We start from the raw sequence: 26,290 nt of genomic DNA, 5'->3' as shown, positions 1-26,290 counted from the left end.
CATGAATGCAAGTCAGATCACCACGCCCATCCCTACCGTCACGCTCAACAACGGCGTCCAGATGCCGCAGCTCGGCTTCGGAGTCTTCCAGGTGTCCGACGACGAGACCACCGACGCGGTCAGCGCGGCCCTCGCAGCCGGCTACCGGAGCATCGATACCGCCGCGATCTACGGAAACGAGGCCGGAACCGGCCGCGCCCTGGCGGGGTCGGGGATACCGCGCGGCGAACTGTTCGTCACGTCCAAGGTGTGGGTGGCCGACCACGGTTACGACGCCACCCTCGCTGCCTACGAGTCGAGCCTGGCAAAGTTGGGCCTCGACTACCTGGACCTCTACCTCATTCACTGGCCGGCTCCGGCCACGGCCGGTTACCTTGAGTCCTGGCGGGCCCTTGAGAAGCTGCTGTCAGACGGCCGCGTCAGAGCCATCGGCGTCTCCAACTTCCTGCCCCAGCACCTGGAGAAAATCATTGGTCTGGGCGGAACAGTACCGGCCGTCAACCAGGTGGAACTGCACCCGGCGCTCCAGCAGCGGGACGTCGCTGCGGCAAACCAAGCCCACGGCGTGACCACGGAGGCGTGGAGTCCGCTCGCGCAGGGGGCCGTGCTGGGGGAGCCGTCCGTCACCGCCATCGCCGCGGCCCATGGTGTGTCGCCCGCCCAGGTGATCCTCCGTTGGCACCTTCACCAAGGCCGCATCATCATCCCCAAGTCGGTCACTCCGGCGCGGATCCGCGAAAACCTCGATGTGTTCGGATTCGAGCTGACGGACACCGAGCTGGCGGCCATCGACGCCCTTGAACGGGACGGCCGGACCGGGCCGCATCCCTCTGAGTTCAACGGCTGAGTCGGCCGGCGCGAGGCGCTGGCCGGCCGGTGGGACTGCGCCGGCGGTGGCCGCCCAAAGGCCAGGCGGCGGGCGCTAGCTGCCGAATGGCAGGCGAGGATCCACGTCCTGGCCTTCCCAGCTTTGGCGGACCCAGCCATGGTGGGGGTCGTCGCTGATGAGCCAGTCGCGGACCGGGCCCGGCCCGGCCATGACATTGAGGTAGTACAGGTCGTAGCCGGGCGCGGCCATGGCGGGGCCGTGCCAGCCATAGGGAACCAGGACCACATCGCCGGTGCGGACCTCGGCTGCGACGTCGATGGGGCGCTCGTCCGAGGCATAGACGCGCTGGTATCCGATGGCGTCCGCGTCAGGTTCTGGACCGGATGCGCCCGGAACATCTGCCACCCTGGTCTCGAAGTAGTAGATCTCCTCGAGGCGGGTCTCACCGTCCTTCTCCTCGTCGTGCTTGTGGGGAGGGTAGGAGGACCAGTTGCCGGCGGGGGTGATGACCTCGCACACGATGAAACGGTCCGCCTCCAGCGCCGCGGGGGTGCCGAAGTTGTGGACCTGGCGTGAGCAGTTCCCGGCACCGCGCAGCTCCACCGGGGTCTCGGCCGCCGCGATCAGACGGGTGGGGTACTGGACTTTCGCGGGTGCCGTCGCGATGGCGACCCGGCCGCCGTCGGACGAAGTGACCGAGACCGCCTTCTCCGCACCGGAATACAGCACATCACTGGGGCCGCTGAAGACGCCGGCCCGGCCGGCCAGTTCGTACTTCTCGCCGTCCACCGACACCGTGAAGGCCCCGCCCAGCGGAACCACGATCCGTTCCTCACCCGCGGCGGGGAGTTCGACGACGGCGCCCGGGGCCAGTGTGGCCACCTTCAGCCCGGTGTGTGCCCACCCTTCGACGGTGAGTGCGGAGTCCGCTGTTCCCAGCGAAACATCCCAGCAGCCTTCGGCTGCGCTGCCCAGCGGATATACCCAGTCGGCCATGGATTGTTCTCTTTCAGATTGTGAGTCGGTCAGGCTTCAGCGCTGAAGGCGTCTAACGCTGCACCAGGGTCATTTCAAAACTGTAGGAATCAGCGCGGTAGACGTGGTGGCCCGTCTCGACGTTCCGGCCCGTGTCGTCCACGGCGGTACGCTCCATGGTGACCAGCGCCGAGCCGGGTTCAGTCTCGAGGAGGGGTGCCTGGTATTCATTGGCCACCATGGCGCCGATGCGCTGGGTGGCGAGCCGGAAGTTGACCCCGCCGCTGCGCAAAATACTGTAGAGCCCCTGCGACCCCAGCAACTGCTCGTCGATGTGCGTGATGTCATCGCGGACCCAGTTCTCCATCAGGGCCAGCGGTTTGCCACCGACCTTCCGCAGCCTGGTGAAGTGGTAGACCTTCGCGCCGGCCGGCAAATGCAGAGCCTGCCTCGTGGCGTCGTCGGCCTCGATGTGCGCGAACGTGAGCACGTCGGTGGTGGGTTTGCTGCCGTTGTTAGTGAGGTCGTCGTACAGGCTGGAAAGTTCGAGGGGACGCCGGACCTGGCTCGAAACCACCTGGGTGCCCACTCCGCGTTTCCGCACGAGGAGCCCTGAGCGCACCAGTTCGTCCATCGCCTTGCGCATGGTGGGCCGGGAGAGGTTCAGTTGCGCGGCTAGGTCGATTTCGTTTTCCAGCCGGCTGCCTGGCTCTAGCAGCCCCGTGTGGATTGCAGCCTCGATGCCCTGCACCACCTGGTGGTAGAGGGGCACCGGCGACGATCTGTCGATGCTGAGGTGAAGTTGGTTCGCCATTGAGTGCTCCCTTTGCGCTGCGGGCCGTCCTGCGTCCAGGAACCCATATGTCAGGTGCATGTTCGCTTGATAGGACATACTACCTTTTTGATAATAGCAGCGAGAAGCCCCCGGTCAAGGGCCCGCGGCGGATATCTCTGATCCCCCATCCCGGTGCGATTTGGGGGCGGGAGTGTGGCTGATCCTGGGAATTTTAGGTACAAACATCCTAATGTCAGGACAAACTATTGACATCTGTGAGCCGAATCACGATGATCGGTGTAGAAGGCGTGGTGACCCCGCAACCTGGCGCCGGTCCCAGCCCCCAAATCAAAGGAGATTTATCGTGGTCAAGTTTTCGTGGCGCAAGACGGCCGTCCTCGCCGCCGTTGTTCCCATGCTGGCTCTCAGCGCGTGCTCCAGCCAGGGCGGACGGGCCCCCGAAGCCAACAGCGCAGGCGGCGCGGGCCAGGTCGCATCGACGCCCCGAATGAAAATTGCCCTGATCACACACGCCCCCGCTGGCGACACGTTCTGGGACACCGTCCGTAAGGGCGCGGAGGAAGCAGCGGCCAAAGACAACGTGGAGCTGCTGTACACCGGTGACCCGGAAGCCGGCCGGCAGTCGCAGTTAATCCAGCAGGCTGTCGACCAGAAGGTGGATGGGATAGCCGTCACCCTGGCCACGCCGGACGCCCTGAAGGGCTCGCTGAAGAAGGCCGCCGAGGCAGGCATTCCCATCGTCAGCCTCAACGCCGGCGAATCCGTCTCCAAGCAGCTCGGTGCCTTCACTCACTTCGGTTCCAACGAGCAGCTGGCCGGTCAGGCCGTGGGAGAAAAGCTGGCAGGGGAGGGATTCAAGCACCCGATCTGCGTGATCCAGGCCCAGGGGCATGTGGGCCTCGAAGCCCGCTGTCAAGGCGTGAAGTCAAAGGTGCCCGGGACGGAGATCCTGTACGTGAACGGGGCTGACATGACGGCGGTCGAGTCCACGGCGACGGCCAAGCTGCAGGCCTCCAAGGATGCTGATGTCATCATCGGCCTAGGCGCACCGATCACGCTGACGCTCCTGAAGTCCGTCGCGACCGCGGGAAGTTCCGCCAAGGTGGCCAGCTTCGACCTCAACCGCGACCTTACCCAGAAGATCGTCGATGGCAGCGTGCTGTTCACGGTGGACCAGCAGCCGTGGCTGCAGGGTTACGGCGCCGTTGACGCGTTGTGGCAGAACAAGCGCGGCGGCTTCAAGCTCGGTGGCGGCCAGTCGGTGCTGACCGGTCCGGCCATCGTCGACAAATCCAACGCCGCAGACGTCCTGAAGTTCGCCGAGCAGGGCATCCGCTAACAGTCCGCCAGCCTGGCCCGGCCCAGTGCCGGGCCAGGGAGCAAGGAGAATCATCATGACCATGACCCCGACAATGACAAAACCAGCTGTGGTGGATGAACGCGTTGGAAAGCGCAACCCTCTGCAACAGTTGCTCGGACGTCCGGAAGTAGGCGCCCTCGTCGGCGCGATCGTCCTCTTTATCTTTTTTGCCGCCGTTTCCCAGACGTTCATCCAACCGAATGCCTTCGCCACCGTCCTCTACGGCAGTTCCACCATCGGCATCATGGCGGTGGGGGTCTCGTTGCTGATGATCGGCGGCGAGTTCGACCTTTCCACGGGCGTCGCGGTCATCAGCTCAGCGCTGACGGCGTCGATGTTTAGCTGGTACTTCAGCATGAACGTCTGGGTCGGCGTGATCCTGGCCCTGGTGGTGTCGCTGAGCATCGGCTTCATCAACGGCTGGATCCTCATGAAGACCAAGCTCCCGAGCTTCATCGTCACCCTCGCCACGTTCCTGATGCTGACCGGCCTGAACCTGGGCCTGACCCGCCTGATCGGCGGCGGTGTGTCCTCCCCGTCCATCTCCACCATGGACGGCTACGAGTCAGCGCAGGCCGTCTTCTCCTCGTCGGTGAACATCGCCGGGGTGGATGTGAAGAACACCGTCTTCATCTGGATCGCTCTGGTTGCTGTGGCGTCCTGGGTGCTGCTGCGCACCAAGGTCGGCAACTGGATCTTCGCCGTCGGCGGCGACGCCAACGCCGCCCGCGCCGTCGGCGTCCCCGTCAAGGCGACCAAGATCGGCCTCTTCATGGCGGTCGGGTTTTGCGGCTGGATCCTGGGCATGCACAACCTGTTCGCCTTTGACGCCGTCCAGTCCGGCGAGGGCGTGGGCAACGAATTCCTCTACATCATCGCCGCAGTTATCGGCGGCTGCCTGCTCACCGGTGGCTATGGTTCGGCCGTGGGCGGCGCGATCGGCGCCTTTATTTTCGGCATGGCCAACAAGGGCATCGTCTACGCCCAGTGGAACCCGGACTGGTTCAAGTTCTTCCTGGGCCTGATGCTTCTCCTGGCCACCATCGTGAACCTGATCGTCAAGCGCCGCGCAGATTCAAGTAAAGGCTGAATATCATGAACGCCAAGCAGATCGACCAGCAACAGCTCCTCAAAGACGAAAAAGATCCACTCACCCACACCCCGGTGCACCTGCTCTCGCTGGAGAAGGTGGGCAAGCACTACGGCAACATCGTTGCCCTGACCGACGTCACCATGGCCGTGGACAACGGCCGCGTCACCTGCGTCCTGGGTGACAACGGCGCCGGCAAGTCAACGCTGATCAAGATCGTTGCAGGCCTGCACCGGCACGACGAAGGCGTGCTCCACGTCATGGGCGAGGAACGGAAATTCGATTCTCCCAGGGACGCGCTGGATGCCGGCATTGCCACGGTCTACCAGGACCTCGCCGTCGTTCCCCTGATGCCCATCTGGCGCAACTTCTTCCTCGGTTCCGAGCTGACGTCCGGTTTTGGCCCGTTCAAGAGCCTGGACGTTCAAAAGATGAAGGACATCACCAAAAAGGAACTTGCCGAGATGGGCATCGACCTGCGCGATGTGGAGCAGCCCATCGGCCAGCTCTCCGGCGGTGAACGCCAGTGCGTCGCGATCGCACGCGCCGTCTACTTCGGCGCCAAGGTCCTGATCTTGGACGAACCGACGGCCGCCCTGGGCGTGAAGCAGTCCGGCGTCGTCCTGCGCTACATCCTGCAGGCCCGCGACCGCGGACTGGGCGTCATCTTCATCACCCACAACCCCCACCATGCCTTCCCCGTCGGGGACCGGTTCCTGCTTCTCAAGCGCGGCAAATCCATCGGTTACTACGACAAGAAGGACATCACCCTCGACGAACTCACCGCCCAGATGGCCGGCGGCGCCGAACTCGCCGAACTCGCCCACGAGCTCGAACAGCTCGGCGGCCACGGCGACGTCGTCAAGGAAGTCCAGGCCGAAGTCGCCGGCACCGCAAGCCAGCTGCCGGCATGACCCCTGAAATCGGACTGACAACCAAGCAAAAGGAAAGCATGAAGGACATAACGCTCGGGCTCGTCGGCGTCGGCCGCATCGGGGTGATGCACGCCGGCAACATCGCGTCGCTGAACAGCGTGCTGCAGCCGCAGGGGATCAACGTCCGGCTCAGGCTGACGGATGTTGCCGCGGACCACGCCCGCACCATCGCCCTGGGTCTGGGCGCGGAGTTCCTGCCGTCTGTGGAGGAGCTGATCGGATCGGGGATCGACGGCCTGGTCATCGCCACCGGCACGGGCACGCACCCGAAGCTGATCAGGGCGGGCGTGGACGCCGGCATTCCGGTGTTCTGCGAGAAGCCGGTAGCCATGAACGTGGCGGATTCGCTGCCCGTCCTGGACTACATCCGGGCAAATCAGGGAACCGTCCAGATCGGGCACCAGCGGCGGTTCGACGCCGGCTATCTCGAGGCCAAGCGCGCCTTCGAGGCAGGCGAGCTTGGCTGGATCCACTCGCTGCGCGCCGTCACCTGTGACATGGCGCCGCCGCCCGTGGAGTTCCTGGCGACCTCGGGCGGGTTGTTCCGCGACTGCTCAGTCCATGATTTTGACATTCTGCGCTGGCTCACCGGCCGGGAAATCGTGGAGGTCTATGCCAAGGGCTCCAACAACGGGGACCCCGCCATCGGGGCAGTGGGGGACGTGGACACCGCACTTGCCGTGGTGACGTTCGACGACGGCACGCTGGGTTCCGTAGGGGCCTCCCGCTACAACGGGGCCGGGCACGACGTCCGCCTGGAAATCCAGGGTTCGGCCGGTTCCCTCATGGTGGGCCTTGACGAGAAATCAGCAGTGACCTCCGCGGAAGCCGGGATTGGGTTCCCGTCGGGAGCCTCCCACAAAACCTTCGCGGAGCGCTTCGACCAGGCCTACCGCTCCGAGGTGGAGGCCTTCGTGGAGCTGGTGCTCGGCCGGCGGGAAAACCCCTGCACGCCGGAAGACGCCGTGGCGGCCTCCCGGGTTGCTGACGCCGCCCAAGAGTCGCTCGAAACCGGGCTGCCCGTGCGGCTGGCTGCCGCCGTGGCACTCTAAGGGCGGAGCTTCCCTGGACGGAGCTTCTCAGGGTGGTGCCGGAAACCGGCAGGCTAGCGGTTTCGCCGGCAGACGTCCACGAAGGCGCGGAACGGCGCCAGCCGCTGGACCTCTGGCAGTTCGACCGCCTCGGGATGCCACTGGACCGAGGCCACCCACCGCTCAGGGTCCTCAAGTGCCTCCACGGTGCCGTCCTCCGCCACCGCGGTCACCACCAGGCCTGGTGCCACCTGCGCCACGGCCTGGTGGTGGCCCGACGCGATCTTCACGCTGCCTGCACCTGAGATGCCGGGGACGGGATCTGCGACGGCGCCGTACAGACGCGCCACCTTGGAGCCCGGCGTCATCGCCACGTCGTGCCAAGCCCACAGTCCGCCGCCTTCAGCGGGGCTGTCGCGGTGCGGCACGGTGCCCGGTGCCATGTCCTGAATCAGCGTTCCGCCGTAAAGGACGTTGAGCAGCTGGTGGCCGCGGCAGATGCCCAGCAGGGGGAGCCCTGCGTCGATTGCCTGGCGCGCCACCGCAATGTCCAGCCTGTCCTGTTCCGGGTTGACGTCGTAGCAGGTGCCGCCCGGAACTTCGCCGTAGAGCCGCGGGTCGAGGTCGCCGCCGCCGGGGAGTACGACGCCGTCGAGCGCCTCAGGCGCGCCGGCGCGCCTGCCGCCGTCGAGCACGCCGCCCTCCACCAGATCGGGGGTCAGCAGCACCGGTTCGCCGCCGCCGTCGCGCACGAGGTCCACGATGTAATCGAAGAGGCCGTTGGCCTCCGCCACCCGGGCGTCTGGATCGGCTGAACTGCTGAGCCGGACAGGGATGCCGATGCGCGGGCTGCCGGCAGTCGATGAACTCTGCATGCTCAAATTCTGCACCAATTTTTAGCGGCTAGGCTGGCCGGATGAACAACCGATATCTCGTGTCCAGGGACCGCTTCATCGCCGCCGCGCCGGCCCGGATCTTCGAGGTCCTGGCCACTCCGGCCCTGCACAGCGAAATCGACGGTTCGGGCACGGTGAGGGGCACCCAGCCCCGCGGCCCAGAACGGCTTGGGCCGGGGGTTGAGTTTGGTATGGAAATGAACGTCAAGGTGGACTACAAGATTCTGAACACCGTGACGGAATTCGAAGAAGGGCGCAGGATCGGCTGGCGCCACTTCTACGGGCATGTCTGGCGCTACCTGCTGGAGCCGGCCACGGACGCGGCCGGAATCCCCGGCACGCTTGTCACAGAGCAGTGGGACGCACGCCAGGTCCGCGGCAAGTTCTTCCTCCGGCTGGCAGGGTACCTCCGGCGCCACCCCGACAATATCGAAAACACCCTCGCCAGGTTGGATACCTACGTTTCGGACTCATACGCTGCCGGCCGACGCACTGCCGGCTGACGCGTAGCCGACTGACGTTCAGCCGGGGCATTTTCCGCGGTCCGCCGCCGTTTCTGTAGTGTTAGGCCCATCGAGGGCAGCATGCAAGGCGAAAGTGGGTCGTTCCAATGGGTCGCAGGACACTGGTTGACGACCTCGTCGACGGCCTGCTGGACGACATCCTTGACGGCAGGCTGAAGCCGCACGATGCGCTGCCCCCGGAGGCCGACATCGCCAAGGCCTACGACGTCAGCCGCCTGACGGTCCGCGAGGCGCTCAAGGCCCTGCGGGCGCAGAACATCCTTTACGTCAAGGCGGGCCGCGGAACCTTCGTGAATCCCGCGGACAACTGGACCGGCCTTGACGCGATCATCAAGGCGGCGTCATACGGCAACGCCGAGGACCAGGTCTCCAGGGGGCTCATTGAGGTGCGGCGCATGGTGGAGACCGGCGCGGCCGCGCTCGCCGCCAGGCGCCACACGCCGGAGCACGCCGAGGACATGCGCCGGTCGATCGCCGACATGAAGCGGTTTCACGAATCCGGCGACCTTGACGGCTTCGTGACCGCGGACATCGCGTTCCATGACGTGGTGCTGAAGGCTTCGGGCAACCCGTTCGTGCGTGCCTTGCTCGCCCAGCTCGGCCAGTCCCTGTACCGCGCCCGCCGCGAGACTTCCGCGGTCGAGGAGATCCAGCGCCACGCCATCGCCTTTCACCAGCGCGTGCTGGACAGCATCCTCACCGGCGACTCCGAGCTTGCCCGCCGGGCGATGGACGAGCATATGGACCAGACGTTCGAGGACTACGAACGCTACGTCCACGGCACGAAGTCCTGAGCTGAACCCACCGGCCTTGACGTAATGCGCGTCACCCTTCTATGCTTTTGCTCATGTTCTTCCGTCAGATGTCTGACATCAGATTCAAATAAGAATCAAAAAACGCTCTGATCTGGAGCGGACAGAACCCCCCATAAAAGCATCGGATTCCTCCGCGCGAAGCCGCCGGCCCGGAACCGTCAGATAGAAGGTCGATGATGACTTCATTAACCACAAAGTCCGGACTCGGCGAGCTTGGCGACCGCACACTCCGCAAAGTCCGCCGCCGCGTCATGCCCCTGATCGTTCTCCTGTACTTCGTTGCGTACCTTGACCGCAACAACGTGGGCTTCGCCAAGCTCACCATGAGTGAGGACATCGGCCTCACCTCTGCAGCCTACGGGCTGGGCGCAGGCATCTTCTTCCTCGGCTACGCGCTGCTCGAAATCCCGAGCAACGCCGGAATGTACCGGTTCGGAGCCCGCAAGTGGCTGGCCCGCATCCTCATCACGTGGGGCATATTCGCCGCGGCCATGTGCCTCGTGAACGGTGAGACCACCTACTACATCATCCGGTTCCTGCTGGGCGCCGCTGAGGCAGGGTTCTTCCCCGCCATCCTGTTCTACCTGACCCTGTGGTTCCCCGCAGCGCAGCGCGTCACCGTGCTGGGCATCTTCATCCTCGCCCAGCCGGTCTCCAACGCCCTCGGCGCCCCGGTTTCCGGCCTGCTGCTCCAGATGGACGGAGTCCTCGGACTGCACGGCTGGCAGTGGCTCTACATCCTCGAAGGCATCCCGGCCATCCTCCTCGGCCTGCTCACCCCGATCCTCATGACGGACCGTCCGCGGGACGCCAAGTGGCTCAACAACGACGAGCGCGAATGGCTCGCCACCACCATGGACGCCGAACTGGCGGCCAAGTCCCAGGGCGGCAGCCATAACTTCCTGGCCGGCCTCAAGGACAAGCGCACCCTGGTCTACTCTGCCCTGTACTTCGGCCTGGTCTGCGGCATCTACGGTCTGGGCCTCTGGATGCCCACCATCGTTGCCGCGCTGGGCAAGTTCTCCACCGCGGAGGTCGGGTTTATCGTCCTCATTCCGTACGCCATCGCAGCGGTGTTCGTGTACTTCTGGAGCAAGCGTGCAGACAAGACCGGCAAGCGGGCCTGGCACAGCGCGGTCAGCATGGTGCTCGCCGGCGTGGGCCTGCTGGCCGCAGGCTACCTGCTCCCGATCAACCCGGTTCTGGCACTCATCGGCCTGACGGTCTCGGCCATGGGCATTTACGGCGCCATCGCCCCCTTCCTGTCCATGCCGTCCGCGGCGCTGACCGGTGCGGCAGCAGCCTCCGGCCTTGCCATGGTCAACTCCCTCGGAAACCTCGGCGGCTTCGTGGCCCCCTATGCGGTCGGACTCCTCAAGGACGCCACCGGCAACAACCAGAGCGGTCTGTTGTTCCTGTCCTTCTGCCTCTGCGTCACGGCGGTCGCCACGTACTTCTATGCGCGGAAGCGCCCCGAAGGCGATGCCGCTCTGGACCCCGCCGTCGCAGCTGCAGCCAAAGCCACCATCTCCCGCTAAGAACCACCCAGCGAACCACACGAAGGAATATCTGCAATGAGCTCAACCACTGCTTTCCCCGCCGACCGCACAGTCGTGCTGACCGGTGCGGCCTCCGCCCGCGGCATCGGCCGCGCAGCTGCCGACCGCATGGCCAGCGAGGGCTGGTCCATCGCGATCCTGGACATCAACGCCGAAGACGCGAAGGCCGCAGCTGCAGAGATTGGCTCCAACCGTGCGGTGAAGGCCATCGGTGTCGGCGCGGACGTCTCCGACGCTGCCTCGGTGGACCGTGCGATCAGCGAAATCGAAGAGTCGCTGCCGCCGATCGTGGCCCTGGCCAACCTCGCGGGCATCAGCTCTCCGACGACGTTCATGGAAACCACCGTGGAGGAGTGGGACAAGGTTTTCGCGATCAACATGCGTGGGACGTTCATCGTCTCCCAGCGTGTCCTCAAGGGCATGATCGAGCGCAAACTCGGACGCATCGTGAGCATTTCCTCGATCTCGGCGCAGCGCGGCGGCGGCACCTACTCCAAGGTTGCCTACAGCGCCTCCAAGGCCGGCATCATCGGATTCACCCGGGCGCTGGCCCGTGAGGTGGGCGAGTTTGGCGTGACCGTCAACGCCATCGCCCCCGGCCCTATCGACACCGACATCATGGGCGGCACGCTGTCCGATGAGCGCAAGGCGCAGATGTCCGAAGGCATCATGATGGGGCGCGTCGGCACCCGGGAAGAGGTTGCTGCACTCATCTCCTTCCTGCTGGGCCAGGACTCCGGCTACATCACCGCCGCCACCTATGACATCAACGGCGGTCTCCAGGTCTCCTGACCTGATCCCACCAGCAACACCGGAAGTGCCCCGCAGCCCGCTGCGGGGCACTTCCGCGTTCCAGCCCGCTTGGCTGGCTCGGCTCGCACGGCCCGCTTCGCTGGCACGGCCCGCTTCGCTGGCACGGCCCGCTTCGCTGGAACAGCCCGCTACGCTGGAACAGCCCGCTACGCTGGAACAGCCCGCTACGCTGGCACCATGAACCCCTCCGGCAGCCTGAACCCCAGCCCGCGGACCCTCGAGGTGGAGAGCGTCACCCGCTTTGACCAGCTCGTCAGCGCCGGAGCGAAGACCATGCATGGCTGGCACGCACAGTCCCTCGACCTGCGCGGCAGGGCTCCGGTCCTCGCCGCCATGGAGGCGGAAGGCGCCATCTTCATGGGCTGCACGTTCGATCCCGGGGTGGAAGACTCGCTCCGCCGGCGCGGTGCCCTGATATTTCCCAAGCTGGCCGGCGTGCCGTTCGATGCCTACCGCGGTGAGCTGTACACGCCCCAGGAGCTCTACGCCGGCATCCTGGACGTGCCGTACGAGGAAACGCGGGATGCCCTCGTGTACCAGTGGAGTATCCGCCCCGGCCAGCGCCGGCACCTCGATGCCACGCTGGCGGCTGCCCTGCATGACCACGCGATCGGCGACGCCCTGGAGGAGCTGGCCCGCTCCGTCCTGGGCGGGGGACGCGCCATCGTCGGGGTCATGGGCGGCCACGCGTCGCAGCGGGGAAGCGCGGGATTTGCCGAGGCCGCAACGCTGGGCAGGCTGCTGGCCCGCAGCGGCAGGATGGTGGCCACGGGCGGCGGCCCTGGGGCGATGGAGGCAGCAAACCTGGGCGCCTACCTCAGCGAGGCACCAGACCAGGATTTCCGGGGTGTTCTCACCGAACTGGCTTCCGTCCCCGGCTTCCGGCCCTCGGTGTCAGCGTGGGCACGGGCCGCGGCGGCCGTCGTCACGCGTTTCCCTCACGGAACGTCGTCGCTGGGCATCCCCACCTGGTTTTATGGCCACGAACCGCCCAACTTCTTCGCGACACACATTGCCAAGTACTTCGCCAACGCGGTCCGCGAGGCCGTCCTCCTGGAGCTGTGCAAGGGCGGCATCGTGTTCCTGCCGGGCTCGGCCGGGACCATCCAGGAGATCTTCCAGGATGCGTGCGAGAACTACTACGGTGCATCGGAAACCGTGACCCCCATGGTGCTGGTGGGACGGGAACACTGGGAGCGGCATCATCCGGCCTGGCCCATGCTGCAGAGCCTGGCTCACGGGAGGGCGATGGAGCAGCGGATCTTTTTGGTGGACAGCGTGGACGAGGCACTCGCGGTTTTGGGCAGCTGATGACTGGAGAGGCTGGGTCCTGAAAGCCGATCCCGCTTAGAGGTCCTTCCGGCACGGGGCCTTGCCAAGAGCCTGCAGTCCGCTGAGGTCCCCCGCCGCCAGACCGTCGGGCGCGCCGATCTCCGGGTACATCAGCTGAACGGGGTCATCCACGTGTTCAAGCCCCATGACGTGGCCGAGCTCGTGCAGGATGACGGCGGTGGCATATCCGGGACCGTCCGGACGGTTGAGTTCCGCGGCAATCTGCGGGGCGTCGAGCTCGAGGCTTCCGGTGACGAAGCTCTTGGGCCCGTCCCCATAGCTGTAGTGCGTGCTGCCCCCGGTGCCGATGATCTTGCCCTTGAGCCTGGGTGCCGCCCCCGGAGTGGTCCAGCTGATGAGCAGCGGAGCCCACCTCTCGCCGTAGGTCTCGGGCTGGTAGGGGGCGCGCGATTCCGAGGGCTGTTCGTCGGTGGCCCCGTCGTTGATGAAACGGATGCCCGTGGCCCGGGACACCGTCTCGATCGCCGCGGGGACCAGCCCGGCCGCGCCCTCCGGCGCCAGGCCGGCGTTCACTACGTAGTGCAGCGGCCGGCAGGGCGAATATCCAACCGGAGTGCCGTCGTCGTTGGTGGCCAGGAACTTATACGAATCACTCGGTTCCGGCGGGGGCGCCGGCGTTCCCAGCGGTGCTGCTGCCTCTTCGACGCCGGGCGGCGGTGCGCCTGCGGCCCGGCCGCCCGTGCCGGGCTGCCCTGCCTGGCCGGCCTCCTGCCCCTGGCCGGCCCCACCGGCCCGGTCCGTCTGCCCGGGCCTGGGCTGGGCAGGATGTCCGTTGCCGGCCCCGAGCCGGAACTCTAGGAGGCTGGCAAAACGGGGGTCCCCGTAGGCGAAGCCCGCCGCCACGAATGCTGCACACCCGATGGCGGTTATCAGGACGAGGTTGCGGATGAACCTGCTGGCTGCGCTGGCGGTCCCGGAATGGCGCGGGTGTTTCCGGTGCCGCTGCCCGCTATCCGTGTCACGGCGTTCATCGTCAGGTGCGCGCAGGCCGGTGTCTTCTCCGGCCGGCTCTTCTTCCACTACTGCGTCTCCCCGGCGCCGAGAGCTCCGGCCAGCCGCACTAGGCGATCACGGCGCCGAACGCCATGCCCAACACGTAGGTGACTCCGGCTGCTCCCAGCCCGATGGCCAACTGGCGAAGACCGCGGGTCAGGGGAGAGGTGCCGGAAAGGAGACCGACGACGCCACCCGTCGCCAGCAGCGCCATGCCCACCAGCACGGCGGCCACCACGAGCGCGCCCACGCCGGTCATGCCGAACAGGAAGGGAATGACGGGGACGATCGCGCCGGAGGCGAAGAAGCAGAAACTGGACAGCGCGGCGCCCCAGGCGGTGCCCACGGCCTCGTGCTGATCCTCGGTCTCCGGGAGCTCGGGCTGGAGCGAGAGGCTCGGGTCGCAGTCGCAGCTGAAGAGGCCCATCCGCTCGGCCACCCGGTGTTCCGCGGCCTCGCGGGACATGCCCCGGGCCAGATAGACCAGCAGGAGCTCGTTGTGCTCAATATCCAGCTGCGGCGCCGCGGCGAGCGTCACCTGTGTGGGTCGCGTGGCGGCCAGAAGCTCACGCTGCGAACGGACGGAGACGAATTCGCCCGCGCCCATGGAGAACGCGCCGGCCAGCAGGCCGGCGATGCCGCTCAGCAGAACCACGGTGCTGGCCACGCCGGTGGCGGCCATGCCCATTACGAGCGACAGGTTGCTGACGAGGCCGTCGTTGGCGCCGAAAACGGCCGCCCGGAAGGTTCCGGCCAGCCGGTTGCGGCCCCGCGTGGCCAGGCCGCGCACCACTTCCTCATGAATCTGTTCGTCCGCCGCCATGGCCGGAGTGGCGGAGGGCTCCTTGGTGTAGGGGGAGCGGCCCTCGGCACGCTGGGCCAGGGCCAACACGAAAACGGAACCGAAGTGCCGGGCAAGGAGGCCCAGCAGCCGGCTGCGGGCGGAGGCGCGGCGCGGCTTGCCCGCGTGCTCGCCGAGGAGCTTGAGCCAGTGGGCTTCGTGGCGTCCCTCGGCCTCGGCGAGGGCCAGGAGGATGGCCCGTTCTTCGCCGGAGCGGCTTTGCGCGAGGTCCCGGTAGACGGCAGCCTCGGCGCGTTCGTCGGCCAGATACTGGCGCCAGCGTTTCACGTCCGCTGCGTTTGGGGTACCGGCGGGCGATGCGTGTGCGGCCGGGCTGGTTTCGCTGTGGCGGTCAGATTTTGCGTGCTGAGACACGGGAACTCCTGGGCTAGATGAGGCATGGTTCGGCCCCATTGCAACGACCAGCTTACCCCGCAATTCCGCGGATTTTCGGCCGGTATTCCTCAGGCGGAAATTTAGGGACCCCGTAAATGCGCGGTTCCGAGAACGGTTTCCTGACGCTCTGCCGCGGGGCCCTTGACCGTCCACAAGGGTGGTGATCTGATGAAAACGTGCCTCGTTGACGGAGGGCACGGAAGTCCAATCACACGGAGGTCTGCATCATGAACACCACCGGATCACGCCCCGAGCCCGACGCCCGCCACACACTGGAATCCGACCCCGCCTACGATTTCGCCGAGGACGCGCCGGTCGACGAAGACTGGGATACCGAGGACGAGTTCATCGACTCCGAGGAGAGAGTTGTTCCCGTCGCGCCGGAAGCCGTTGACGACGACGAGCGGGTGGTGTCGTTGGATGCCGACGAATTCCGCGGGGACGAAGGCTACGAAGAATAAGGACACGCGCTCAAACCCCGGCGCTTAGAGCCGAACGCTTAAACCCCGACGGCGGTGACTTCCCCGCGAAGGGAAGGCACCGCCGTCGTGATTAATTCAGTTTGCCTAATGCGCCGCGTGGCTGGCTACCGGGTGAGCCTCCAGGGACAGTTCCTCGGACACGGCTCCGGCGACGCGCTTGTCCCACGCTTCGCGGACTTCGGGATCCGTGGGTGGCGTGAGTACGGATATCACCAAGTACACTGCCAGCGAGGCCCCAAGGCCCCAGTAGATGGGATCGTTGGCGTAGACGCCGTCCTCGCTCGGGATGATTCCCGTGGCATACATGATCAGCAGGCCAAGGGTCAGGACCGAGCCCACGGCCATGGACCAGGCGGCGGCGATGCCGGTGCCGCGCTTCCAGACCAGGCCGCCGAGGATGGCTACCAGCAGGCCGCCCACCAGGATGTCATAGGCGATGGTCAGGGCCACCACGACGTCCTGGGCTGCCATGGAGATCAGCACCGCCACGATGCCCAGGCCAAGGACCCAGTAACGGTTGGCCTTGACGTCGTGCTCGGGGTTTTCGGTGTCGTCGGTGTTGATCGTCTTGCCGAACCAGCTGGCCACGAACGGCACAACGTCAGCGCGGGCCACCGTTGCCGCAGCGATGAGGGCGCCGGAGGCGGTGGACATCATGGCGGCGACGGCTGCGGCCATGACCAGGCCGCCGATGCCGATCGGCAGGATGTGGGTGGCAACCTCGGCGTAGACAACGTCCTTGCCGAGATTGGCGACGTCGATGTCGGGCAGGGCCACACGGGCGGCCAGGCCGATCAACGCGCCGGCGACGCCGTACAGGATGCAATAGACACCTGCGGTGGCGCCGCCCCAGCGGGCCACGGTGGGGGTCTTGGCGGTGAAGACGCGCTGCCAGATGTCCTGGCCGATCAGCAGGCCAAGGGTGTACACCACGAAGTACGTGATGATGGTCTGCACGCCGATGCCGTCGAGCTGGAAGAAGCTCGCGTCAACGCGGGCACGGATGCCGTCGAGGCCGCCCGCGGCGTTAAGGACGAACGGGAGCATGAGGAAGAAGATGCCCACCGTCTTGATGATGAACTGCACCTGGTCGGCGAGGGTGATGGACCACATGCCTCCGATGGTGGAGTACACCAGCACAATGGCGCCGCCGACGGCGATGGCGAGCCAGCGCTCCCAGCCGAACAGGACCACGAAGATGGTGGCGTAGGCGCCCGTGGAGGTGGCGCAGAGCATCAGGGTGTAAGCCAGCATGACGATGCCGGAGGTCTGGGTGGCGCGCTGGCCGTAGCGCAGGCTCAGCATCTGGGAGACCGTGTAGATCTTCAGCCGCTGGAGGGTCCCGGCAAAGAGCAGGCTCAGCAGGAGCACACCCGCGCCGATTGCGACGACAAGCCACATGCCGGAGATGCCGAACTTGTAGCCGAGGCCCACGCCGCCCACCGTTGAGGCGCCGCCGAGCACGACGGCGGCCATGGTTCCGGTGTAAAGGAGCGGGCCCAGCCTGCGGCCGGCCACCAGGTAGTCACTGTTGTTCTTGGTGCGGGACTTGCCCCACCAGCCGAAGGCCAGCATCGCGGCGAGGTACACCACCACGATGGCAATATTGACGAAGTTTGCGTCCATGATTCTTGGGGCTCCTCGGAGCTCTGGCAGCTTTACGGTAATCCGGAGCGCAGTTGGGGTACGCGGTTTGGGCTGCTCTAAAGGGGAAAACTGAAGGGATCGAGCTCTGTTGCTTCGCATGCAACAGTTGTTGCCAACAAGCGTAGGGTGTGATCGGAGTAACAGTCAAGACGCAATCTTCTGTGACGCGGTTCCCGGGCCGTCGGATCGGCGGGGTGCCGCTAGTATGGCTCCAAAGATGGGGCCGAGCGGCCGGCCGTGAAAGGTTCGTAAATGAAGGCACTTCCAGTTGAGCCGAGCAATGTTCCGGTTGCCATCGGTTCAAGAATCCGTGCCGCCCGACAGTCGCAGCGGCTCACAATTGAACAGGTGGCGGATGCCACCGGGCTGACCAAGGGCTTCCTGAGCCGGGTCGAGCGGGACCTCACCTCGCCCTCTGTCGCCTCGCTGGTGACCCTGTGCCAGGTCCTCTCCATTTCCATTGGCGACCTGTTTGCCGCGCCTGAAACCCACCTCACAAAGCGCGACGCCGGCCCCCGCATTTCGCTGGGCGGCGAAGGGATCGTTGAGCGGCTGCTGACCGCTCGGTCGGAGCGGCGCGTTCAAATCATCCAGGCCGTCATCGAGCCGCTGGGCCGCGGCGAGTCCGAGCTCTACGCTGTTGATTGCGACGTCGATGTGCTCCATGTCATTAAGGGCACCATCAAGCTCATCCTCACCAATGAGGAGTATGAGCTCAACACCGGGGATACCGTCACGTTTCCGGGGCGCGAACCCCACACTTGGGTGAATCCCACAAACGAGGCCGTCGAGGTCCTCTGGGTCCTGGTTCCCGCCGCCAGCCGCTAGGAGCGTGGCGCGGGTCTGACGCTTGATGCGGACCGCTGGCTGAGGCGGACTGCTGCCGCCTGCTCCAGCGGTGCCTGCCGGCGGCGTGGTGAGATGTACGTCACATTCCGGACATCTCCCGTACACGCGTAATTCACACCCGGAGCCCGCCTGTTACATGCCCGCAAAGCAGAATGCTGCCAGCGGAAACACGGGTTTTGTAGTCTCGGCCCGGGGAATTCGAAACAGTCTGGCTATCGACCGGTCACGGTCTCGCAGGTCTCGCCACATGCACGCCTCCGGGCGGCAAATCCGAGGAAGGCTCCCGCGATGGATCATCTTTTTCTCTCTGTAAGGCTCGAAACAGACCCGCTTGCCCTGGATCCTGGCGCGACCGCCTGGATGCTGGCGGCCTCGGCGCTGGTGCTCCTGATGACACCCGGCCTGGCCTTCTTCTATGGCGGCCTGGTGCGGATGAAGTCAGTCCTGAACATCATGATGATGAGCTTTGGCGCCATGGGCGTGGTGGCCGTCGTCTGGGCGCTCTGGGGCTATGGGCTGGCGTTCGGCCCGGACACGTTGGGCGGCTGGGTCGGCGACCCGTTCGCCAACTTCGGCCTCGCCGGCCTGACAACTACGATCGGAACCAAGGCGGCCGGCCTTCCTGACATGGTGTTTATCGGCTTCCAGGCCACTTTTGCGATCATCACCGTCGCCCTGATCAGCGGCGCCGTGGCCGAACGGGTCCGGTTTGGGCCCTGGCTCCTGTTCTCGGCGCTCTGGGTGACCCTTGTTTATTCGCCGATTGCCCACTGGGTGTGGGGCGGCGGTATCTTCGGTGCGGAGGGCATCATCGGCAGCAAGATCGCGGCCCTGGATTTTGCCGGCGGCACCGTTGTCCACATGAATGCGGGCATGGCCGGCCTCATGCTGGCAGTGGTCCTCGGCAAGCGACTCGGCTTCATGAGGGACCCGAACATCCGTCCCCACAACCTCCCGTTTGTCATGCTCGGTGCGGGTCTGTTGTGGTTCGGCTGGTTCGGCTTCAATGCAGGATCCGAGCTGACGGCCGATGCCACTGCAGGCCTTGCCTGGACCAACACGCTGCTGGCAACCAGTGCCGCGCTCCTCGGCTGGCTGCTCGTGGAAAGGCTCCGCGACGGACATGCCACCTCTCTCGGGGCTGCCTCGGGTGCCGTTGCCGGGCTGGTGGCGATCACGCCGGCCTGCGGTTTCGTGGACCCGATGGCCTCCATTGCCATCGGTGCCGTGGCCGGCGGAGTGTGTGCCCTTGCTGTGGCTCTCAAGTTCAGGGTTGGGCTGGACGATTCCCTGGACGTCGTGGCAGTGCACTTCATCGGCGGGCTCTGGGGGACGCTGTCGCTCGGGTTCTTCGCCGTTCCGTCGTCTAAGACCGGGGGTGGACTGTTCTATGGCGGCGGACTCGCGCAGTTCTGGCCACAAATACTGACCGCGCTGATCGTCACCGCCTGGACAGCGGTCATGACCACGCTGATTGGGCTTGCCATCCACAAGACGATGGGGATGCGCGTTACCGATGCGGACGAACGTTCCGGCATCGACGTCACGGAGCACGCGGAGACAGCCTACGAACTGGCCATGGTGGGCGGCAGCTTCCACCCGGGTGAACATCGCGGCGCTGGCGCCGCTTCCTCGCCCGGAGGCAGCATGGCCGCTGATCCGGTCCGGGAAGCCGAGGCTGCCCGCGGCGGTGTCCCGCAGTGAAGCTCGTGACGGCCATTGTCCGTCCGGACAGGATCGGCGCCGTACGCGATGCCCTTGAGCGCTTCGGGGTAAACGGCATGACGGTCAGCCAGGCGAATGGCTACGGCCAGCAGCGCGGCCATGTTGAGGTCTTCCGCGGGGCTGAATACACCTCGGATCTTGTGCAGAAAATCCGCGTCGAGGTCTTGGTAACCGAGGATGCCGCCGACGGGGTGGTGGCCGCCATCATGTCCGGGGCGCGGACGGGGCGGTTTGGCGACGGCAAGATCTGGACCCTTGCGGTGCGTGACGCCGTCAGGGTGCGAACGGGGGAGCGGGGGGAAGCGGCAATCCGCTGAGGCGCGGGGCGCGCGCGGGGTAGGGCTAATTTGTAAACATATGATGCGCATTAGGCAACTTCGAGTGTATGATGGCTGTCACACCCACCTTTCATCCTCGAAGGAGAGGCGTTCCTTTGGAAGAGCTGCGCATCGAAGCCAACGGCAACCTTGGCCCCATCGATTCATCCCGTATTCCCCGCTACGCAGGAGCGGCCACGTATGCCCGGCTGCCCCGTTTGGACCAGGTACCCAAGGCGGACATCACGGTGGTCGGGGTCCCCTTCGACTCCGGAGTTTCCTACCGCCCAGGCGCCCGCTTCGGCGCCAACCACGTCCGCGAGGCCAGCCGTCTGCTGCGCCCGTACAACCCGGCCTGGGATGTCAGCCCGTTTGAGAACTGCCAGGTGGCTGACGCCGGCGACATGGCCGTCAATCCGTTCAACATCAACGAGGCCATCGAGACTATCCAGCAGAACGCCCTGGACCTGACTTCGTCCGGCAGCAAACTGCTGACTCTCGGCGGTGACCACACCATCGCCCTGCCGTTGCTGCGCGCCGCCGCCGAACGCGCCGGCGGCCCCGTCGCCATGCTGCACTTCGACGCACACCTGGACACCTGGGACACCTACTTCGGCGCTGAATACACACACGGCACCCCGTTCCGGCGGGCAGTGGAGGAAGGCATCCTGGACACCGAGGCCATCAGCCACATCGGTACCCGCGGCCCGCTGTACGGCAAGAAGGATCTCGACGACGACCACCGCTTCGGGTTCGGAATCGTCACGTCCGCAGACGTCTACTATCAGGGCGTGCTCGAGACCGTGGCCAAGGTCCGGGACCGCATCGGTAACCGCCCGCTGTACATCTCCGTGGACATCGACGTCCTTGACCCAGCCCACGCGCCCGGCACCGGAACCCCCGAGGCCGGCGGCATCACCAGCCGGGAGCTGTTGGAGATCATCCGCGGCTTCCGCGGCATGAACCTCGTGGGAGCCGACGTCGTTGAGGTCGCCCCCGCGTACGACCACGCGGAAATCACCGGCGTCGCGGCCAGCCATGTCGCCTACGAACTGGTGACCCTGATGGCCGACAATGCCGTTGAGGGAAACCGCTTCGGAACCGATAACGGCTACGCCGCCCAGGCGCTGGGCCAGGAAGCGCGGCGTCCGGCCGGGTTCTCCGCCCCCGGGGCAGACAACCGGGCCAGCGGGCGCATCGAAATCTCTGAGGCTGCCGGGGCGGTCAAGTGATCGACTTCGATCCCGGCACGGCAGCCCCCACAAAAGGGACCGGCGTCCGCAACGGCGGGGATCTCGTCGTCGAGACCCTCGAAGCGCTGGGTGCGAAGACGGTCTTTGGCATTCCCGGCCAGCATGCGCTGGGCCTGTTCGACGCGATGGGCCGCGGGAACCTGCAGTTCGTGTCCTCTCGCGTGGAAAATAACAGTGCCTTCGCCGCAGACGGTTATTCGCGTGCAACCGGCGAGGTCGGCGTACTGTTCCTGTCCACGGGTCCCGGCGCGCTGACGTCCCTGGCCGGCCTGCAGGAGGCCTATGCCACCGGCGTGCCGATGGTGGTCATTGCCAGCCAAATCCCGCTGGAGGGACTGGGTGCGCGCCGCAAGGGGATGCTGCACCAGCTCGATGACCAGAAGGCCTCGGCCGCGAACGTCACCAAGAGCCAGCGCCTGATCCAGCACGCCTCCGGTATTCCCTCCGCTATCCAGGACGCGTGGACCGAGGCGATCTCCTCACCACAGGGTCCCGTCTGGCTTGAGGTCCCGCAGAACGTGCTCCTCGACCCCATCATGGTGCCTCCCGTCGAGGACGCGCTCGCCGAAGCGGCGGACAACCCGCCGCGCGTTGAACTGGTCCGCGAAGCGGTTAAATGGCTGTCCACGGCGGAACGTCCGGCCATCATCGCCGGCGGCGGGACGCGACGGGGCCGGGCGGAGAAATCCCTGCTCTCCCTTGCGGAGAAGCTGCGCGCCCCCGTGATCTGTACTCCCGGCGGCAACGGGGCTTTCCCCTGGAGCCATGAGCTGTCGCTGCAGTCCTGGATCGAGGACAGGCACATGACGGACCTCCTCGAGGACGCGGACGTCCTGATCGTCGTCGGCTCCTCGCTGGGTGAGGTCACGTCTAACTACTTCACCTTTGAGCCGCGCGGCCGGATCATCCAGATCGACGCCGAACCCCGCGTGCTGGAGTCCAACCGGCCCGGGCTCGGTATCAGGGCCGACGCCGGACAGGCCCTCGCGGCCCTCGACGAGGCCCTTACGGAGCCGCACGGCGAGCGCGCCAGCTGGCACGGGACCTCGCCCGAGGACCTGGTCCGGGAGTCCCTGGCCAAGGTCAAGGGGCGGCTGGAATCCCAGGACCTCGGCAAGGAACTGAAGTTCATGGCTGACATCCGCGAGGCCGTCCCAGCGGCCATGCAGACGTTTTGGGACATGACCATCTCGGCCTACTGGGGCTGGAGCTGCTGGGACGCCCGGGAAGGGCAGTTCCATTCAGCGCAGGGCGCCGGCGGGCTGGGCTACGGGTTCCCAGCTGCGATCGGTGGGGCCGTGGGCCTGGAAACCGTGGGCACATCTGGCGGTTCGGCGCGGGTCCTGGCGGTATCGGGTGACGGTTCGGCCATGTACTCCATCTCGGAGTTGGCCACGGCCAAGCAGCACAACGTCCCGGTCACCTGGCTGATCGTGGACGACGGCGGCTACGGGATCCTGCGCGAGTACATGGTGGGCGCATTCGGCAAGGCCACGGCCACCGAACTCGCACGCCCCGACTTCGTGAAGCTCGCCGAGTCCTTCGGCGTGCCGGCCACGCGGGTGGCCCCGGAGAATGTGGGGGACGCGCTGAAGGCGGGCTTCGCCGCGGACGGCCCGAACGTCGTCGTCGTCGAAACCCTGCTTAAGATGTTCGGCCCGACCCACCTGGCCCTGTAACTCCGTACCCCCTCACGCAGCGCGAACGGATAGTTGAGGCCCATTTCCTAACGGATTTGGGGCCTCAACTATCCGTTCGCGCTGCTGCATTTAAGGCACGGCCGCCTCGCCCCCAACCTGCTTAGTTTCCCAAAGCAACTATTCTAAGTTATAGTTGCTTCAGGCAAACAAGTAGGAGTTGTCCAATCATGGCAGTTGAGCCGAACACCGCGGCCGAACTCGTGCGGCAGATCTTCGACCTCCAGCGGGCGGTCCGGTGCGTTGCGGTTGCAAATGCGCGCGGAACCGACACCGGCGTCGCGCTGCAGGGCGTCCTCCGGTTCGTGGGGGAGAAGGAATCACGCGCCACGCATCTGGCCGCGCGGCTGGGTGTCAGCGCCCCCGTCCTGAGCCGGCACATCGCCGAACTCGAGGATCTTGGCCTGGTGCACCGGAGGCCGGACCCGGAAGACGGCAGGGCCCAGCTCGTGGCCCTGACCAACGCCGGACGCGTCAAGCTTCTCGAAATCGAGGAGCACCGCACTGCCACCCTGCAGGGATACCTGCGGGAGTGGAGCCAGCAGGACGCCGCGGAGACGGCGAAAGTTCTCCGGAATCTTGCGGAATCCCTTCGGGAATCCGCCCGGGCAATGGCGGCCGGACCCATCACTACGTCTTCCACCCTTTAGGAGCAGATACATGGCAAGCCACGCTGCCGCTACCGGAACGGGCCCGTCGCGCGCTTCGGCCCACCCTCCGCAGGCCGCTATGACCCACCGGCAGATCATGGAGGCCCTGACCGGGCTCCTTGCCGCCTTCTTCACCGCGATCCTCAGCAGCACCATCGTTGCGAACGCGCTGCCCACCATCATGTCCGAGCTCAAGGGCACGCAGACGGACTTCGCCTGGGTGATCACGGCCGCGCTCCTGGCCAACGCCGCCACCACGCCCATCTGGGGCAAGCTCGCCGACCTGTTCGATAAAAAGCTCCTGGTCCAGCTCAGCATCGTGATCTTCGTGGCCGGCTCAGTGATGGCGGGCCTCTCGGAAACCATCCCGCTGCTGCTCACCGCGCGCGTCGTCCAGGGCATCGCCATGGGTGGCCTGACAGCCCTGGCCCAGGCCATCATCGGCTCCATGATTCCGCCCCGCGACCGCGGCAAGTACTCCGGTTACATGGGCGCCGTCATGGCCGTCGGCACGGCCGGCGGCCCACTGCTCGGCGGGTTCATCGTGGACAGCCCGCTGGGCTGGCGCTGGACGTTTTTCGTCTGCGTGCCGCTCGCCGTCGTCGCCCTGATCCTGCTGCAGATCACCCTGAAAATCCCGCACATCAAGCGTCCCGCGAAGATCGACTGGCTCGGGTCCATCCTCCTGACCTCCGGCGTCAGCCTGCTGCTGATCTGGGTATCGTTCGCGGGCAACCCGGACTACTACGACTGGTGGTCCTGGCAGTCTGCGCTCATGGTGGGCGGTGGCGTGCTGCTCCTGGCTCTGCTGGTGTTCGTGGAATCCAAGGTTGCCCAGCCCATCATCCCGCTCAAGATCATCTCCGACCGCACTACGGCCCTGGCCATCCTCGCCTCGGTCGCCGTGGGAGTGGCCATGTTCGGCTCCTCCACCTTCCTCGGCCAATATTTCCAGGTGGCACGCGGCGCCACGCCCACCGAGGCCGGCCTGCTCACCCTTCCCATGATCGCCGGCAACCTGATCGGTTCGGTGGTCTCGGGGCTGCTCATTAGCCGCACCGGCCTGTGGAAGCGCTACCTGATCGCCGGCTCCATTCTGCTGATCGGCGGACTGGGCCTGGGCGGGACGATGGACCACACCACGGAACTGTGGCAGGCCGGAATCTTCACGGCCATCCTCGGACTGGGCCTCGGCATGCTGATGCAGAACCTCGTTCTGGCTGTGCAAAACACTGTCAGCGCCCGTGACATCGGCACGGCGAGTGCGTCCGTGGCCTTCTTCCGCTCGGTCGGCGGCGCAATAGGTGTCTCTGTCCTCGGCGCCATCCTCGGCAACCGTGTCAAGGAACTCGCCGCCCAGGGCTTCGCCGAAGCCGGAATTCGGGTCAACGGCGGTTCGTCCGGGGCGAGCCTTGACCTCGCCGACATGCCCGCCCCGGTGCGCGACATTATGAGGGCGGCATATGGCGATGCAACGGCGGAAATCTTCCTGATCGCCGGCGGCATCGCGGTTGTGGCCCTCATTGCTGTGCTGTTCATCAAGGAGCAGCCGCTGCGACGCACCGTTGACATCCGGCCAGAGACTGCTGCCACCGATCAGGCCAGCGCTGAGCAGACGGCCCCTGCCGGGGAAGCCGTCACCGTGGAGGGTTCAGGCCCTTCGGACGGTGGAGCCCCTTCGAATGGTGCAGTTCCGGCCGACGATGATCTGGACCGTGAGTTCGTGGAGGTACTCAACCGCCAGCTCGCCAACGAGGGCGCCAGTCTTGGCAACCCAGGCCTTACCGGTCCCCGTGAATCCGTGCGGCAAGCAGCCGTGCCAGGACTGCGCGCCCTGGACGAGCCGCCGGCACGGGCCAGGACCATGCTCGCCGACATGCGGACGAGGCCCGAGGACATGGTTCCACTGATCCAGCAAACCCAAAAGCTGCTTGCGGAGCAGCAGCTTCAGCTCGCCACGGCCCTCAACTCCGTTGTCCAGCAGGCCGAGCAGCAGCGGATCATCGCCGAGGAACAGGCCAAAGTGAGCGAGCAGCTGACGTCGCTTCGCAAACAACTGGCCAAGGAGCGCAAGCTCCAGCGTGCCGCTGCGCATTACATCGCTTCACACGGCAAACACGCCAGCGAATAGGAAGCGGACCGGCGGACGCCCGCCGTGCTTTGAGGAGCAAAAGCAGGAGCCGGAGCATCAAAGCAGGAAGCCCGACGGCGGCGGGCACCTCGATGGGTAGCTGACCGGCCCGCTCGTCCCACCTCCGCAAACAAAGCGCGAACGAACACTTGATGCCATGGCGGTTTCTAGGGGTCGTTGCAAGACCTGTTGGTTAGGTGGTTAGTAGTAAAGCACGTAAACGCTCGGCTGGGGTTTCCCAGCCGAGCGTTTTACGTGGCCGGCCGTTGAGTTTCTGAGCGACGAGTTCGAGGTCTTCGGGACCGTAGACGGACAAATCCGTGCTCTTGGGGA

At 66.0% G+C, this 26,290-nt stretch carries 24 protein-coding genes and 1 pseudogene; 18 read left to right on the top strand and 7 right to left on the bottom strand.

Features of this window, described 5'->3' with window-relative positions:
- Position 1 precedes the first annotated feature (1 nt).
- Positions 2–847, top strand: coding sequence for an aldo/keto reductase (locus AC1DD3_RS15480; protein ID WP_476882040.1), 846 nt, complete (start codon positions 2–4; stop codon positions 845–847).
- Positions 848–922: 75 nt separating this feature from the next.
- Here AC1DD3_RS15480 and iolB read toward each other — a convergent pair whose 3' ends face one another.
- Together iolB and AC1DD3_RS15470 are read right to left on the bottom strand one after the other, a co-directional pair.
- Positions 923–1,825, bottom strand: a complete 903-nt coding sequence (gene iolB / locus AC1DD3_RS15475) for a 5-deoxy-glucuronate isomerase (RefSeq protein WP_476882039.1) — start codon at positions 1,823–1,825, stop codon at positions 923–925.
- 52 nt (positions 1,826–1,877) lie between these two features.
- The gene (locus tag AC1DD3_RS15470; protein ID WP_230117969.1) at positions 1,878–2,618 is read right to left on the bottom strand and encodes a GntR family transcriptional regulator; all 741 of its coding nucleotides are present in this window, start codon (positions 2,616–2,618) and stop codon (positions 1,878–1,880) included.
- Between the two features lie 325 nt (positions 2,619–2,943).
- On the opposite strand from AC1DD3_RS15470, the gene AC1DD3_RS15465 reads away from it, so the two are divergent.
- The 4 genes from AC1DD3_RS15465 to AC1DD3_RS15450 are packed head-to-tail and all read left to right on the top strand — an operon-like array spanning position 2,944 to position 7,037.
- Positions 2,944–3,939 carry a substrate-binding domain-containing protein gene (locus AC1DD3_RS15465; RefSeq protein WP_230117970.1) on the top strand — a complete coding sequence of 332 codons (996 nt, stop codon included), beginning with the start codon at positions 2,944–2,946 and terminating at the stop codon, positions 3,937–3,939.
- A 55-nt stretch (positions 3,940–3,994) separates the two neighbouring features.
- Positions 3,995–5,050 carry an ABC transporter permease gene (locus tag AC1DD3_RS15460; RefSeq protein ID WP_230117971.1) on the top strand — a complete coding sequence of 352 codons (1,056 nt, stop codon included), beginning with the start codon at positions 3,995–3,997 and terminating at the stop codon, positions 5,048–5,050.
- 5 nt (positions 5,051–5,055) lie between these two features.
- Positions 5,056–5,964 carry an ATP-binding cassette domain-containing protein gene (locus AC1DD3_RS15455; RefSeq protein ID WP_476882038.1) on the top strand — a complete coding sequence of 303 codons (909 nt, stop codon included), beginning with the start codon at positions 5,056–5,058 and terminating at the stop codon, positions 5,962–5,964.
- 38 nt (positions 5,965–6,002) lie between these two features.
- Positions 6,003–7,037 carry a Gfo/Idh/MocA family oxidoreductase gene (locus tag AC1DD3_RS15450; RefSeq protein ID WP_476882062.1) on the top strand — a complete coding sequence of 345 codons (1,035 nt, stop codon included), beginning with the start codon at positions 6,003–6,005 and terminating at the stop codon, positions 7,035–7,037.
- Between the two features lie 53 nt (positions 7,038–7,090).
- On the opposite strand, the gene AC1DD3_RS15445 is transcribed toward AC1DD3_RS15450, so the two are convergent.
- Positions 7,091–7,891, bottom strand: coding sequence for a gamma-glutamyl-gamma-aminobutyrate hydrolase family protein (locus tag AC1DD3_RS15445; protein ID WP_476882037.1), 801 nt, complete (start codon positions 7,889–7,891; stop codon positions 7,091–7,093).
- A 41-nt stretch (positions 7,892–7,932) separates the two neighbouring features.
- Between AC1DD3_RS15445 and AC1DD3_RS15440 the strand changes: the two genes are divergently transcribed.
- The 5 genes from AC1DD3_RS15440 (at position 7,933) to AC1DD3_RS15420 (ending at position 12,934) form a co-directional block, all read left to right on the top strand.
- Positions 7,933–8,415 carry an SRPBCC family protein gene (locus tag AC1DD3_RS15440; RefSeq protein WP_476882036.1) on the top strand — a complete coding sequence of 161 codons (483 nt, stop codon included), beginning with the start codon at positions 7,933–7,935 and terminating at the stop codon, positions 8,413–8,415.
- 107 nt (positions 8,416–8,522) lie between these two features.
- The gene (locus AC1DD3_RS15435) at positions 8,523–9,230 is read left to right on the top strand and encodes a FadR/GntR family transcriptional regulator (protein WP_230117976.1); all 708 of its coding nucleotides are present in this window, start codon (positions 8,523–8,525) and stop codon (positions 9,228–9,230) included.
- A gap of 194 nt (positions 9,231–9,424) precedes the next feature.
- Positions 9,425–10,789, top strand: a complete 1,365-nt coding sequence (locus AC1DD3_RS15430) for an MFS transporter (RefSeq protein ID WP_476882035.1) — start codon at positions 9,425–9,427, stop codon at positions 10,787–10,789.
- A 36-nt stretch (positions 10,790–10,825) separates the two neighbouring features.
- The gene (locus tag AC1DD3_RS15425; RefSeq protein WP_230117978.1) at positions 10,826–11,602 is read left to right on the top strand and encodes an SDR family NAD(P)-dependent oxidoreductase; all 777 of its coding nucleotides are present in this window, start codon (positions 10,826–10,828) and stop codon (positions 11,600–11,602) included.
- Positions 11,603–11,800: 198 nt separating this feature from the next.
- A complete protein-coding gene (locus tag AC1DD3_RS15420; RefSeq protein ID WP_230117979.1) occupies positions 11,801–12,934 on the top strand; it encodes an LOG family protein in 1,134 nt (377 codons plus the stop codon).
- 36 nt (positions 12,935–12,970) lie between these two features.
- Here AC1DD3_RS15420 and AC1DD3_RS15415 read toward each other — a convergent pair whose 3' ends face one another.
- Together AC1DD3_RS15415 and AC1DD3_RS15410 are read right to left on the bottom strand one after the other, a co-directional pair.
- Positions 12,971–13,996: a matrixin family metalloprotease gene (locus tag AC1DD3_RS15415; protein WP_476882034.1), complete on the bottom strand. Its 1,026-nt coding sequence runs from the start codon at positions 13,994–13,996 to the stop codon at positions 12,971–12,973.
- Positions 13,997–14,036: 40 nt separating this feature from the next.
- Complete coding sequence (locus AC1DD3_RS15410) at positions 14,037–15,185, bottom strand: VIT1/CCC1 transporter family protein (RefSeq protein WP_230117980.1); 1,149 nt, start codon at positions 15,183–15,185, stop codon at positions 14,037–14,039.
- 248 nt (positions 15,186–15,433) lie between these two features.
- Between AC1DD3_RS15410 and AC1DD3_RS15405 the strand changes: the two genes are divergently transcribed.
- Positions 15,434–15,667, top strand: coding sequence for a hypothetical protein (locus tag AC1DD3_RS15405; RefSeq protein ID WP_230117981.1), 234 nt, complete (start codon positions 15,434–15,436; stop codon positions 15,665–15,667).
- Between the two features lie 105 nt (positions 15,668–15,772).
- On the opposite strand, the gene AC1DD3_RS15400 is transcribed toward AC1DD3_RS15405, so the two are convergent.
- On the bottom strand, positions 15,773–17,314 hold the full coding sequence (locus AC1DD3_RS15400) for a sodium:solute symporter family protein (RefSeq protein ID WP_230117982.1): 1,542 nt from the start codon (positions 17,312–17,314) through the stop codon (positions 15,773–15,775).
- Between the two features lie 273 nt (positions 17,315–17,587).
- Between AC1DD3_RS15400 and AC1DD3_RS15395 the strand changes: the two genes are divergently transcribed.
- The 7 genes from AC1DD3_RS15395 (at position 17,588) to AC1DD3_RS15365 (ending at position 25,957) form a co-directional block, all read left to right on the top strand.
- The gene (locus AC1DD3_RS15395) at positions 17,588–18,163 is read left to right on the top strand and encodes a helix-turn-helix domain-containing protein (RefSeq protein ID WP_230117983.1); all 576 of its coding nucleotides are present in this window, start codon (positions 17,588–17,590) and stop codon (positions 18,161–18,163) included.
- A 381-nt stretch (positions 18,164–18,544) separates the two neighbouring features.
- Positions 18,545–19,888: an ammonium transporter gene (locus AC1DD3_RS15390; RefSeq protein ID WP_476882061.1), complete on the top strand. Its 1,344-nt coding sequence runs from the start codon at positions 18,545–18,547 to the stop codon at positions 19,886–19,888.
- Entirely contained in the window at positions 19,885–20,226 is a 342-nt protein-coding gene (locus AC1DD3_RS15385) for a P-II family nitrogen regulator (RefSeq protein ID WP_230117985.1), read from the top strand. Before AC1DD3_RS15390 ends, AC1DD3_RS15385 begins: the two co-directional genes overlap by 4 nt.
- 116 nt (positions 20,227–20,342) lie before the next feature.
- Complete coding sequence (speB, locus tag AC1DD3_RS15380) at positions 20,343–21,458, top strand: agmatinase (protein WP_476882033.1); 1,116 nt, start codon at positions 20,343–20,345, stop codon at positions 21,456–21,458.
- Entirely contained in the window at positions 21,455–23,158 is a 1,704-nt protein-coding gene (locus AC1DD3_RS15375; protein ID WP_476876984.1) for a thiamine pyrophosphate-binding protein, read from the top strand. The genes speB and AC1DD3_RS15375 overlap by 4 nt, the downstream gene beginning before the upstream one ends.
- 188 nt (positions 23,159–23,346) lie before the next feature.
- Positions 23,347–23,826, top strand: coding sequence for a MarR family winged helix-turn-helix transcriptional regulator (locus AC1DD3_RS15370; protein ID WP_230117988.1), 480 nt, complete (start codon positions 23,347–23,349; stop codon positions 23,824–23,826).
- A gap of 79 nt (positions 23,827–23,905) precedes the next feature.
- The gene (locus tag AC1DD3_RS15365; protein ID WP_476882060.1) at positions 23,906–25,957 is read left to right on the top strand and encodes an MDR family MFS transporter; all 2,052 of its coding nucleotides are present in this window, start codon (positions 23,906–23,908) and stop codon (positions 25,955–25,957) included.
- A gap of 193 nt (positions 25,958–26,150) precedes the next feature.
- On the opposite strand, the pseudogene AC1DD3_RS15360 reads toward AC1DD3_RS15365, so the two are convergent.
- Positions 26,151–26,290 (bottom strand): annotated as a pseudogene (locus tag AC1DD3_RS15360) (IS30 family transposase); the annotation flags it as partial.

The organism is Arthrobacter sp. 05T444 (assembly GCF_056395905.1).
Note: the sequence above shows the minus strand (reverse complement) of the source record. Positions and strands in the feature narration are given on the sequence as shown.